Genomic DNA, 12,248 nt, shown 5'->3' on the forward strand with positions numbered 1-12,248 from the left:
CGTAAGGGCGGGCCCGCCACCGCGCACCCGGACTCCACTGTGGACGGTCAGGGCGCGGTCAGGTCGGCCGCGGCGAGCGGCACGTCCGGGTCGAGGGTGACGCCGCCCGCGCGCAGGGTGTCGTCGACGATCCCCCAGACCCAGCGCGCCAGCAGGGCGGCCAGCTCGGCGCGGGTGACGCCGCGGGGGTTCTCGAGCCAGCGCGAGGTGCTCGTCTCCACCAGGCCGACGAGCCCGAAGGAGACGGCCTCGCAGACGCGGGTGTCCATGCCGAAGAGCCCGAGGTAGTGCTCGAAGACGACGGTGAGCTGCCGGGCGATGGCGGTCTTGCCGTCGGCGAAGACGTCGGGGGCGCCGTCCATGCCGTGCCGGGTCAGGTAGCGGTAGAGCGAGCCGTGCTCGGCCAGCCAGCGGGTGTGCGCGCCGATCGCCGTCCGGATCAGGTCCATCGGCGTGCCGGCGGGGCTCCACAGCGGCGCGAACTCGGTGGTGATCAGCTCCGCCACCCGGCCCGCGATGGCGTGCTGCAGGTCGGCGGCGCCGTCGAAGTGCCGGTAAAGGCGCGTGCGGGCCACGCCGGCTTCGTCGGCGATCTGCTCGGTGGACACCTCGGGCCCGTACCGCGCGATGGCGCGCAGGCCCGCCTCGACGAATTCGCCGCGACGGCGTTCCCGCTGCCCGGCCCACCGCGCGGCCCGCCCATCCGGCGGCCGCGGTCTGTCCGTCGATGTCATCGGCACGGAGTGTACCGGCGCGACGCTATCGCGTACACTGCCGTACCTCTTACTTTGGGTGCAGCGTGGTCACGGAGAGTACCGATGAGGACAGCAAACGAGGACCCGCCGGACGCGGAACTGCTCGCCGCCCTCCGCGCCGGCGACCTCGCCGCGGGCGGCCTCCTGTTCCGCCGCCACGAGGGCCCGTTGCGCCGCATCGCCGGCAGCTGGGCGAACCAGCCCGCCGAGCGCGACGATCTGGTGGCCGAGGCCTTCACCCGGGTCCTGGCCGTGGTCCGCGCCGGCGGCGGGCCGGACGGCGACCTGCGCCCGTACTTGGTCGTGACGATGCGGAACCTGGTGTCCCGCTGGGGAAAGCAGGGCAGCCGGGTCGAGCTGTGCGAGACGGTCCCCGAGGCTCGCGCGACCTGCGGAGCCGATGAGCGGGCGCTGCACCGGTCGAACGAGAAGCTGGTGTGGACGGCGTACTGCACGCTGCCGGGGCGGTGGCGGACGGTGCTGTGGCGCACCGAAGCCGAGGGCGACACCCCGACGGAGGTCGCTCCCCTGCTCGGACTTTCACCCAACAGTGTGGCGGCGCTGGCGATGCGGGCGCGGGAAGGACTGCGGCAGGCGTACCTGCAGGTCCAGGTCCCGGACGCGGAGGAGCCGATCTGCCGCGAACCCCGGCGGCGGATGGGAGCCTGGGTCCGCGGGGCGTTGTCGCCCCGGCGAGCGACGGCGATCGCGGAGCACATCGCCCGCTGCGCCCCCTGCCGCACGGTGGCCAGCGGCCTGGACGAGGCCAACCGCGAACTCCCGGCGACGGCGGCCCGCCTCACCGGCTGACCCCGGACCGGTCTCGAACCGGCTGCTGCGGACGTCGCAACCCCTCGGTCGGGCGCCGGACGCGGTGCGAGGGCCCCGGGGTGGCGGGGTGGCGGGGTTGCGGGGTTGCGGGGTTGCGGGGTTGCGGGAAGGTTGCCCCACCCCCCACCAGGCGGGTTACCGTGAGGCCACGGCCCAGGAGGTGGCGGTGGACGAAGGCGTCTGCGCGGTCCGGCCCGGCACCGACGTCGCCGGGCACGCCCGGCTGCTCGCGGGCATCCACGACGCCGTCCTGGCCGGCAAGGCCCCCCGGACCGCGCCGCGCCTGCTCGTCGAACGGTCCTGGCGCCGCGTGGCCGCGCAAGGCGTCGATCCCGACCGGCCGCCCGCGCCCGATCCCCTCGGCGCCGCCGAAGTCGAACGGCGCCGGACCGGCTGCCGGCTGAACGAAGTGCTGCCCGAGCTGCGGGGCGCGCTGACGTCGGTCGCCGAAGACGCGCACCACCTCATGGTCGTCACCGATGCCGACGGCGTCGTCCTGTGGCGGGAAGGGGCGCGCCGGGTGCGGCACCGCGCCGACTCGCTCGGGTTCACCGAAGGGGCCACCTGGTCGGAGCCCGCCATCGGGAGCAACGCGATCGGGACCGCGCTGGCCGAGGCCGCGCCCGTGCAGATGTTCGCCGCCGAGCACTTCGTGCGGTCGCACCACGCCTGGGCCTGCACCGCCTACCCCCTGCACGACCCGCGGACCGGGGAGCTGCTCGGCATCGTCGACGTCAGCGGGCCGGCCGAGACCGTGCACCCGATGACGGTCGCGCTGGTCGGGACGTCCGTGCGGCTCGCCGAAGCCCTCCTGTGGCAGCGGCACGAAGCCCGGCTCCACGGGCTCCGGCAGCTGTCCGGGCACGTCCTCACCGGCGGTCCCGGGCTGGTCGTCGACGACCACGGCTGGGTCGCCGCGCACCGCGGGGTGCCGGGGCTCGACCGGGTCGCCGCGCCGAGCCCGGGAGTCCCGGTCGCGGTGCGCGGACTCGGGACGTGCGAACCCGAGCCGGTGCCCGGGGGCTGGCTGCTGCGCCCGAGCCGGCGCGGACCGCTGCGGATCACGCTCGAACTCGGGCCGCCGCGGGCGATCGTCGAAGGCTCGGCGCGGTGGACGCACCCGCTCGGGCGGCGCCAGGCCGAGCTGCTGCGGCTGATCGCGACCGCGGGTCCGGCCGGGGTGTCGGCCGCGCAGCTGTCGGAAACCGTTTACGGCGACCGCACGCACGTGGTGACTGTGCGCGCCGAGCTGTCGCGGCTGCGCAAGCTCGTCGGCGGCCTGCTGCTCGCCCGCCCGTACCGGCTCGCGCCCGGCGTCGAAGTCGTAGTGCAACCTTAGGGCAACCCTTACGCGGACCCCGGCCGCCGGGGTTGGCTGCCCTCAACGCGCCGCCGACGACGACGGTGCCCGAGACGGGGAGGTCCGCTCATGACCCAGACCCTCGAACCCGCCGCGGCGCTCGGTGCCCGGCAGCGCGTCGACGGCTGGCTCGCCGACTTCGAGGCCGCGCTCGCGGCCCGGGACGCCGACCGGGCCGCCGCCCTCTTCGCCACGACGTCGTTCTGGCGCGACCTGGTCGCCTTCACCTGGAACCTCAAGACCGTCGAAAACCGTGACGGCGTAAAAGATCTGCTGCTCGCCACGATGGAAACCACCGACGCGAGCGGCTTCCACGCCACCGAAGAACCGACCGGAAGCGACGGCGTCGTCGAGGCGTGGATCGGCTTCGAAACCGCGGCCGGCCGCGGACGCGGGCACCTGCGGCTCACCGACGAAGGCGCGTTCACGCTCCTCACCACGCTGCACGAGCTGAAGGGCCACGAGGAGTCGCTCGGCACCGCCCGGCCCAAGGGCGCCGAACACGGCGTCAACCGCGACCGCGTCACCTGGTCCGAAGCGCGGGACGCGGAAGCGACGGAGCTGGGCACGACGCGGCAGCCGTACGTGCTCGTCATCGGCGGCGGCCAGGGCGGGATCGCGCTGGGCGCCCGGCTGCGCCAGCTCGGCGTGCCGCACGTGGTCGTCGACCGGTACGCCCGCCCCGGCGACCAGTGGCGCGGCCGCTACAAGTCGCTGTGCCTGCACGACCCGGTCTGGTACGACCACCTCCCCTACCTCGACTTCCCGCGCAACTGGCCGGTCTTCGCGCCGAAGGACAAGATCGCCGACTGGCTCGAGATGTACACGAAGGTCATGGAGGTCAACTACTGGTCGTCGACGACCTGCCGGAGCGCCTCCTACGACGAGGAAGCGAAGGAATGGACGGTCGTCCTCGACCGCGACGGCGAAGAGGTCGTCCTCAAGCCGAAGCAGCTGGTGCTCGCGACCGGCATGTCGGGCAAGCCGAACATCCCGGTGCTGCCCGGCCAGGACCGCTTCCGGGGCGAGCAGCACCACAGCTCCCAGCACCCCGGCCCGGACGCCTACCGCGGCAAGAAGGCCGTGGTCATCGGGTCCAACAACTCGGCGTTCGACATCTGCGGCGCGCTGTGGGAGGCCGGCGCCGACGTCACCATGGTCCAGCGCAGCTCCACGCACATCGTGAAGTCCGACTCCCTGATGGACCTCGGCCTGGGCGACCTCTACTCCGAGCGCGCGCTGGCCGCCGGGATGACGACGCAGAAGGCGGACCTGACGTTCGCCTCGCTCCCCTACCGGATCATGCACACCTTCCAGCAGCCGGTGTACGCCGCGATCAAGGAGCGCGACCAGGAGTTCTACGACCGCCTCGAGGCCGCGGGTTTCCGCCACGACTGGGGCGACGACGACTCCGGCCTGTTCATGAAGTACCTGCGCCGCGGCTCGGGCTACTACATCGACGTGGGCGCCGCGGACCTGGTGGCCGACGGCGAGGTCAAGCTCGCGCACGGCCAGGTCACCGAGCTGACGGAGAACTCGGTGAAGCTCGACGACGGCACGGAGCTGGAAGCGGACCTGGTCGTCTACGCCACCGGGTACGGCTCGATGAACGGCTGGGCCGCGGACCTGATCAGCCAGGAGGTCGCCGACAAGGTCGGCAAGGTGTGGGGCCTGGGCTCGGACACCACGAAGGACCCGGGCCCGTGGGAAGGCGAGCAGCGGAACATGTGGAAACCCACGCGGCAGGAGGGGCTGTGGTTCCACGGCGGGAACCTGCACCAGTCCCGCCACTACTCGCTTTACCTCGCGCTGCAGCTCAAGGCCCGCGCCGAAGGCCTGCCGACGCCGGTGTACGGGCTGCAGGAGGTGCACCACCTGGCCTAGCAGCCGAGCGAGCGCACGGGATCGCCGAACAGGAGGGCGGTCCCGTGCGCTCGCTTGAAGTACAGGTGGGCGTCGTGTTCCCAGGTGATCGCGATGCCGCCGTGCAGCTGGATCATTTCCGCGGCCGCGTGCGAAAACGCTTCGCCGCACACGACTTTCGCGGTCGACACCGCTTCCGCGTCACCGTCCACAATGGCCGCGTACAACGCCGAGCGCGCGGCCTCGACGTGGACGTGGACGTCGGCCATCCGGTGCTTCAACGCCTGGAAGGACCCGATCGGGCGGCCGAACTGACGGCGTTGCTTCGTGTACTCCACCGTCAGTTCCAGCGCGCGGGCCGCCGCGCCGACCTGCTCCGCGGCCACCGCGATCACCGCCGTGTCGAGCACCTGCCGCAACGGCCGGTCGAACCCGCCGGTGTCGAGGCGCCGGGCCGGGGTCGAGGCGAAATCCACGACGGCCAGCCTGCGGGTCGGGTCGAGGGTGGTCACGTGCTCGCGGTGAACGCCGTCCAGCGGCACTTCGAAGAGCCCGGTGCCGTCCGAAGTGCGGGCCACGGCCAGGAGGACGTCCGCGAGGTCGCCGTCCAGGACGTAGTGGGCGCGGCCGTCGAGGCCGGCGGGCGACGCGGTCAGCTCCGGTGTCCAGTTCTCGCCGGACCAGGCCAGCGCGGCGAGGGTGGTGCCCGCGGCGATGCCGGGCAGCAACCGTTCGCAGGCTTCGTCGTTGCCGGCGCGGAGCAGGGCCCCGCCGCAGAGCAGCGCCGAACCCAGCAGCGGCGACGGCGTCAGCGTCCGGCCGAGTTCCTGCAGCACCACGCACGTTTCGGCGAGTCCCGCGCCCGCGCCGCCGTAGTGCTCCGGGATGGCGAGGGCGGCGACGCCGATCTGCTCGCACAGCGTCGACCACAGCTTGTCGTCGTAGCCCAGCGGCGAGTCCATCGCGGCCCGCACCGCCGATCGGCGGGTCAGCAGCGCCCGGACGGCCTCCCGCAGGGCACGCGCCTCCTCGGTGTCCATCGGGTCGGTCATCGCAGCACCCGGTCGCGGTGGAACGACCCGGTCCCCCACGCCCCGGCCAGCGCGCGGACCTTCGTGAGCCGCAGGCCGAGGTCGTGTTCGGCGGTGTAGCCGATGGCGCCGTGCACCTGCAGCGCGGTCCGCGCGGCCAGGCAGGCGGCGTCGGCGGCCATGGCCTTGGCCGCCGAGACGTCCCTGGCGAACGTCCCCCCGGCGACGGCCGCGCCGTGGAGCAGCGGCCGCGCCAGTTCGAGCCGGGTGACGACGTCGGCGAGCAGGTGCTTGATCGCCTGGTACTCGCCGATGGCGCGGCCGTACTGGCGGCGCTGCTTGGCGTAGGCGACGGAGGTGTCCAGGAGCCATTGACCAGCACCGAGGAGCTGCGCGGCCACCGCGAGCACGCCGAGGTCGGGCACGGGTCCCGCGGTCGCGCCGGGGACCCGGAACAGGCGCCGGACCGGGTCGATCGAGCGGACCGCTTCCGCCGCGGTGAGTTCCGCGCCGGTCAGGTCCAGCACCACGCCGGCGACGTCGGCGTCCAGGGCGAGGGGGACTTCCGGCGGGGCGACGACGGTGGCCAGGAGGTCGCCCTCGGCGAGGGCGGTCAGCTTGGCGCCGGTCAGCAGCGCCGGGGCGACCGCGGCCGACTCGACGAAAGGGCCGGGGACCGCGTGGTAACCCAGTGCTTCGAAGGCGACGACCAGGTCGACCGGGCCGGCGCCGAGACCGCCGTCGTCCTCGCCCACGAGCAGCGCGAACACCCCGACGTCGGCGAGCGCGCGCCAGAGCTTGAGGCCGCGGTCGTGCTCCCCGGCCGCCCACGCCCGGGCGGTGGTCGCGGTGTCCGCCCCGCCGAGCAGCTCGTGCAGCGTCGCGGAGAACTGCCGGTGTTCCGGCGAAAGCTGGAACCTCATCGGCGGGCCTCCCTCGGGAGCTTCAGCAGCCGCTCGGCGATCGTGTTCCGCTGGATCTGGTCCGTGCCGCCGTAGATCGGCCCGGCGAGGGAGAACAGGTAGCCGTTCACCCAGTCCTGGTCCGTTTCCCCGGCCGGGCCGAGGACGTCGAGCGCGGTCTCGTGCAGTTCGACGTCGAGGTGGGACCAGAAGAGCTTGTTCACGCTGGACTCCGGGCCCAGCTCGCCGCCCTCGGCGAGCCTGCTCACCGTCCCGAACGTATAGAGCTGGTAGGCCCGCGCCCCGATCCACGCGTCGGCCACGCGGTCCTTTGTGGACTCCGGCTCGTCCTGCGCGCGCCACAGGCCGACGAGCCGATCGGCGGCGGCGAGGAACCGGCCGGGGCTGCGCAACGACAGGCCGCGCTCGTTGTTGGCCGTCGTCATCGCGACCCGCCACCCCTGCCCGGCTTCGCCGATCACGTCGGCGTCGGGCACGAACACGTCGTCGAAGAAGATCTCCGCGAACCCGGGTTCCCCGTCCAGCTGCGGGATCGGCCGCACGGTGACGCCGTCGGCACGCAGGTCGGCCATGAAGTACGTCAGCCCGTGGTGGCGCTGCGCGGCCGGGTCGGTGCGGAACAGGCCGAACGCCCGATCGGCGAAGGCGGCCCGCGAACTCCACGTCTTCTGCCCCGACAGCAGCCAGCCGCCGTCGGTGCGCACGGCCGTGCTGCGCAGCGCGGCGATGTCGCTGCCCGCCTCGGGTTCCGACCACGCCTGTGCCCAGATCTGCTCGCCGCGGGCCATCGGCGGGAGGATCCGGTCGCGCTGCTCCTGCGTGCCGTGGGCGAACAACGTCGGGCCGAGCATGAAGATGCCGTTCTGGCTCACCCGGCCCGGCGCGCGGGCGGCGTAGTACTCCTCCTCGAACAGCAGCCACTGCAGCATCGAAGCGTCCCGGCCGTGGTACTCGGCCGGCCACGACACGACCGACCACCGCGCCTCGGCCAGCCGCGCTTCCCATTCCCGGTGCGCCGCGAAGCCTTCCGCGGTGTCCATCGACGGCAGCACCCGCACGTGCGAAGCCAGCCATTCCCGGGCCTCGTCGCGGAAAGCCGCCGAAGCCCCGTCGATGTCGAGGTCCATCAGCCCCCCTTGTTCGCGTCGCGCATCGACCGCGCCGACTGGCCGCCGAGCGCGTCATCCGAGGTCTCCGCGTTGTGGGCGTGCGCGAAGTGGTGCAGCCCGAACACCGAGTCCATTCCGGACCGCAGCCCCATCAGGTCCTCGGCCTGGTTGACCGCCTTCTTCGCCAGCGCCAGCCCGAACGACGGCATCCCGCTGATCTTCTCCGCCAGCGCCAAGGTGTGCTCTTCCAGCTCCGCGCGCGGCACGATCCGGGTGACCATGCCCCATTCCTTGGCCTGCTGCACGGTGAACCGTTCGCCGGTGAACAGCACTTCCTTCGCCGCGCGGGGCCCGAGCACCCACGGGTGCGCGAAGTACTCGACACCCGGGATCCCCATGCGCACCACGGGATCGGCGAAGAACGCGTCGTCGGCCGCCACGATCAGGTCGCACACCCACGCCAGCATCAGCCCACCGGCGATGCACGCGCCCTGCACGCTGGCGATCATCGGCTTCGGGATTTCCCGCCACCGGCGGCACATCCCGAGGTACACCTCGGACTCGCGGGCGAACCGCTGGTCGCCGCCCACCTTGTCGGTGTGGTCCCACCACATCACGGCGCGCCGGTCGAACGGCTGGTCCGCGTCCCGGCCCGGGCTGCCGATGTCGTGCCCGGCGGAGAAGTGCTTGCCCTCCCCCGCCAGCACGATCACCTTGACCTCGGGGTCGTTCACCGCGGCCGTGAAGGCGTCGTCCAGCGCGTACGTCATCGCGGAGTTCTGGGCGTTGCGGTAGTCCGGCCGGTTCATCGTGACGACCGCGACCGGCCCGCGTCGCTCGGAACGGACCACCGGTTCACTCATGCGTTCTCCTCGGTCAGCAGCCGCTTCAGCACCTTGCCGGAAGCGTTGCGGGGCAGTGCGTCCACGAACTCGACGGACCGCGGGGTCTTGTAGTTGGCGAGCCGGTCGCGGCAGAACGCGACGACCGCCTCGGCCGTCAGCCCGGTGCCGACGACGAAGGCCTTGCCGACCTCGCCGAGCCGCCCGTCCGGGACGCCGACGACGGCGACGTCGCGGACGCCGTCCAGTTCGGTCAGCGCGTGCTCGACCTCGGCCGGGTAGACGTTGAAGCCGCCGCAGATGTACATGTCCTTGAGCCGGCCGGTGATCGTCAGGTTGCCGGCCTCGTCGAGCTCGCCGACGTCCCCGGTGTGCAGCCAGCCTGCTTCGTCGACGGCTTTCGCGGTGGCTTCGGGGTCGTCGAGGTAGCCGAGCATCACGTTCGGGCCGCGGACGACGATCTCGCCGGGCGAGCCGTGGATCGCGACTTCGAACCCGGCGGTCGCGCGGCCGGACGTCCGGGACACCAGCTCGGCGTCGTCGCCGGGGCGGCACATGGTCACCACGACGGCTTCGGTGAGGCCGTAGGCGGTGAGCACGATCTCGAACCCCAGCTCGGCCCGCATCCGCCGGACCAGGGACGCGGGAACGGTGGCCGCCCCGGTCACCGCGAGCCGCAGCGACGGCAGGTCGCCCCGGCGTTCCTGGAGCAGGGACTGGAAGATCGTCGGCGCGCCGGGCAGCACGGAGATGCGCTCCCGCTCGATGAGGTTCAAGGCCGCGCGGACGTCGAACACGGCCTGCGGGACGATCGTCGCGCCGGTCAGCAACCCGACCAGGATCCCGGCCTTGTAGCCGAAGCTGTGGAAGAACGGGTTGATCACCAGGTAGCGGTCGTCGGCGGTGACCCGGCCGCAGTCCGCCCACGCGGCCGCGACGCCGACCGCCTGGCGGTGGGCCGAGAGCACGCCCTTGGACCGGCCGCTGGTGCCCGAGGTGAACAGGATGTCGCTGACGTCGTCCGGCCGTACCGCGTCGGCCCGCGCTTCGGCCTCGGCGAGGGACACACGCTCGGCGAGCCCGAGGAACTCGTCCCAGCCGAGGGTGCCCTCGACCGGCCGGTGCGGCTCTTCCAGGGCCACCCGGACGACGGTGCCGAGGTCGGGCAGCTGCGCCCCGGTCGCCCGGACGGCGGCGTAGCGGTCGGTGCCGAGGAAGTCCGCGGCCACGACCAGCGCCTTCGCCCGGCCGCGGACGAGCAGGTCGACGGTCTCGGCGGCGGTGAACCGGGTGTTGACCGGCACCAGCGTCGCGCCCGCGTAGAGCGCGCCCAGCGCCGTGAGGACCCAGTGGTGGGTGTTCGGCAACGTGATCGCGACGCGGTCGCCGGGCTCGACGCCGCGGGCGAGGAAGGCGCGCGCGACCGTTCGAACACGTTCCAGAAGCTGGTCGAAGCCGAGCCTCAGCTCCCCGTCGACCAGGGCCTCCGTGGAACCGAACTTATCGGCAGCGTCCCGGACGACGGCCGGGATCGTGGTTCTTCCCACCACACCCTCCTCTGGACCGGCAAACTAGAACGTGTTCTCATTACCCTAGGTGCCGGACCGGCCCGGCAGCAAGGAGGCGTGCGTGGAAGCGACGGGATTCCGCCGTGAAGTCGCCGGCTGGCTGGCCGCCAACCTGACCGGCGAGTTCGCCCGGCTGCGCGGCCTGGGCGGCCCGGGACGCGAGCACGAGGAGTTCGACCTGCGGCTGGCCTGGGAACGCCACCTCGCCGCCGCGGGCTGGACCGGCGTCGGCTGGCCCGTCGAGCACGGCGGCCGCGGGCTGTCCCTGGCCGAGCAGGTCGCCTTCCACGAGGAGTACGCCGCTTCCGGCGCCCCCGCCCGCGTCAACCACATCGGCGAACAGCTCCTCGGCCCGACGCTGATCGCGTTCGGCACACCGGAGCAGCGGGCCCGGTTCCTGCCGAAGATCCTCGCCGTCGAGGAGCTGTGGTGCCAGGGCTACTCCGAGCCCGGCGCCGGCTCCGACCTCGCCGCCGTCTCGACGTCCGCGGTCCGGCGCGACGGCGAATGGGTCGTCAACGGCCAGAAGATCTGGACTTCGCTGGCGCACGTGGCCGACTGGTGCTTCGTCGTCGCCCGCACCGAACCCGGCTCCCGGCGTCACCACGGCCTGTCCTACCTGCTGGTGCCGCTGCGCCAGGACGGCGTCACCGTGCGGCCGATCCAGCAGCTCACCGGCACGTCGGAGTTCAACGAAGTCTTCTTCGACGACGCCCGTACCGACGCCGGCCTCGTCGTCGGCGAACCCGGTGAGGGGTGGAAGATCGCGATGGCCACCCTCGGGTTCGAACGCGGGGTGTCGACGCTCGGCCAGCAGATCGGCTTCCGCCGCGAACTCGACGACATCACGGCCGAGGCCGAACGGCTCGGCACCTACGACGACCCGCTGCTGCGCGCCGACCTAGCCCGCGCCCGGATCGGCCTGCGCGTCCTGCGGGCCCACGCCCTGCGGACGCTCGGACAGGCCGCGGGGCCGGAAGTCGCCGTCGGCAAGCTCCTGTGGGCGCAGTGGCACCGCGGCCTGGGCGAACTGGCCATGCGCGCCCGCGGAGCGCGTTCGCTCACCTCGGCCACCACCGAACTGGACGACTGGCAGCGCCTCTACCTGTTCACCCGCGCCGACACCCTTTACGGCGGCTCGGACGAAATCGAACGGAACATCATCGCCGAGCGCGTCCTCGGCCTGCCCCGGGAGGCCCGCCCGTGATCCCGAACTACCCACCCGGCCACGACCTGCTCGCCGGCAAGGTCGTCGTGGTCACCGCCGCGGCCGGCACCGGCATCGGCTCGGCCGTGGCCAAGCGCTGCCGGGAGGAGGGCGCGAAAGTCGTCATCAGCGACTGGCACGAGCGGCGGCTGAAGGAGAAGGCCGCCGAACTCGGCGACGTGCACGCCATCCCGTGCGACGTCACGCGGGAAGACCAGGTCCAAGCCCTCATCGACGGCGCCGTCGAGCACTACGGGCGCATCGACGTCATGGTCAACAACGCCGGGCTCGGCGGCACGAAGTCCGTGCTGGACATGACCGACGACGAGTGGTCCCGCGTCCTCGACATCACGCTCACCGGTACCTTCCGCTGCACCCGCGCGGCGCTGAAGCAGTTCGTCGCCCAGGGTGGCGGCGGCGCCATCGTCAACAACGCGTCGGTGATCGGCTGGCGCGCCCAGGCCGGACAGGCGCACTACGCGGCCGCGAAGGCCGGGGTCATGGCGCTCACCCGCTGCTCCGCGCTCGACGCCGCCGAACACCACGTCCGGGTCAACGCCGTCGCCCCCAGCCTCGCGATGCACCCCTTCCTCGCCAAGGTGACCAGCGACGAACTCCTCGAAGACCTCACGAAACGCGAGGCGTTCGGCCGCGCCGCCGAACCGTGGGAGGTCGCCAACGTCATGGTCTTCCTCGCCAGCGACTACGCCGGTTACCTCACCGGCGAAGTCGTCTCCGTCAGCAGCCAGCACCCCTAGG

General features: G+C 72.8%; 11 protein-coding genes. 5 read left to right on the forward strand and 6 right to left on the reverse strand.

Going from position 1 to position 12,248, the window contains the following annotated elements; all coding sequences use genetic code 11:
- Positions 1-47: 47 nt before the first annotated feature.
- Complete coding sequence (locus tag ACLJQM_RS26515; protein WP_247024257.1) at positions 48-734, reverse strand: TetR/AcrR family transcriptional regulator; 687 nt, start codon at positions 732-734, stop codon at positions 48-50.
- An 84-nt stretch (positions 735-818) separates the two neighbouring features.
- Between ACLJQM_RS26515 and ACLJQM_RS26520 the strand changes: the two genes are divergently transcribed.
- From ACLJQM_RS26520 to ACLJQM_RS26530, 3 genes are all read left to right on the forward strand, one after another.
- The gene (locus tag ACLJQM_RS26520) at positions 819-1,565 is read left to right on the forward strand and encodes a sigma-70 family RNA polymerase sigma factor (RefSeq protein WP_360775994.1); all 747 of its coding nucleotides are present in this window, start codon (positions 819-821) and stop codon (positions 1,563-1,565) included.
- Between the two features lie 187 nt (positions 1,566-1,752).
- Entirely contained in the window at positions 1,753-2,925 is a 1,173-nt protein-coding gene (locus ACLJQM_RS26525) for a GAF domain-containing protein (RefSeq protein WP_410633154.1), read from the forward strand.
- 90 nt (positions 2,926-3,015) lie between these two features.
- Positions 3,016-4,830, forward strand: coding sequence for a flavin-containing monooxygenase (locus ACLJQM_RS26530; protein WP_410633155.1), 1,815 nt, complete (start codon positions 3,016-3,018; stop codon positions 4,828-4,830).
- Here the strand turns inward: ACLJQM_RS26530 and ACLJQM_RS26535 are convergent.
- The 5 genes from ACLJQM_RS26535 to ACLJQM_RS26555 are packed head-to-tail and all read right to left on the reverse strand — an operon-like array spanning position 4,827 to position 10,261.
- Entirely contained in the window at positions 4,827-5,861 is a 1,035-nt protein-coding gene (locus tag ACLJQM_RS26535) for an acyl-CoA dehydrogenase family protein (RefSeq protein ID WP_410633156.1), read from the reverse strand. The two genes, ACLJQM_RS26530 and ACLJQM_RS26535, sit on opposite strands and share 4 nt — an antisense overlap.
- On the reverse strand, positions 5,858-6,763 hold the full coding sequence (locus ACLJQM_RS26540; RefSeq protein WP_410633157.1) for an acyl-CoA dehydrogenase family protein: 906 nt from the start codon (positions 6,761-6,763) through the stop codon (positions 5,858-5,860). Before ACLJQM_RS26540 ends, ACLJQM_RS26535 begins: the two co-directional genes overlap by 4 nt.
- Positions 6,760-7,890, reverse strand: coding sequence for an acyl-CoA dehydrogenase family protein (locus ACLJQM_RS26545; protein WP_410633158.1), 1,131 nt, complete (start codon positions 7,888-7,890; stop codon positions 6,760-6,762). The genes ACLJQM_RS26540 and ACLJQM_RS26545 overlap by 4 nt, the downstream gene beginning before the upstream one ends.
- Positions 7,890-8,735 carry an enoyl-CoA hydratase gene (locus ACLJQM_RS26550; RefSeq protein ID WP_410633159.1) on the reverse strand — a complete coding sequence of 282 codons (846 nt, stop codon included), beginning with the start codon at positions 8,733-8,735 and terminating at the stop codon, positions 7,890-7,892. The genes ACLJQM_RS26545 and ACLJQM_RS26550 overlap by 1 nt, the downstream gene beginning before the upstream one ends.
- Entirely contained in the window at positions 8,732-10,261 is a 1,530-nt protein-coding gene (locus ACLJQM_RS26555; RefSeq protein ID WP_410633160.1) for a FadD3 family acyl-CoA ligase, read from the reverse strand. The genes ACLJQM_RS26550 and ACLJQM_RS26555 overlap by 4 nt, the downstream gene beginning before the upstream one ends.
- A gap of 82 nt (positions 10,262-10,343) precedes the next feature.
- On the opposite strand from ACLJQM_RS26555, the gene ACLJQM_RS26560 reads away from it, so the two are divergent.
- Together ACLJQM_RS26560 and ACLJQM_RS26565 are read left to right on the forward strand one after the other, a co-directional pair.
- Complete coding sequence (locus tag ACLJQM_RS26560; protein WP_410633161.1) at positions 10,344-11,489, forward strand: acyl-CoA dehydrogenase family protein; 1,146 nt, start codon at positions 10,344-10,346, stop codon at positions 11,487-11,489.
- Positions 11,486-12,247: an SDR family oxidoreductase gene (locus tag ACLJQM_RS26565; RefSeq protein WP_360776021.1), complete on the forward strand. Its 762-nt coding sequence runs from the start codon at positions 11,486-11,488 to the stop codon at positions 12,245-12,247. The genes ACLJQM_RS26560 and ACLJQM_RS26565 overlap by 4 nt, the downstream gene beginning before the upstream one ends.
- Position 12,248 lies beyond the last annotated feature (1 nt).

This window comes from Amycolatopsis sp. cmx-4-83 (assembly GCF_046548815.1).
Classification (GTDB): Bacteria; Actinomycetota; Actinomycetes; order Mycobacteriales; family Pseudonocardiaceae; genus Amycolatopsis; species Amycolatopsis pretoriensis_A.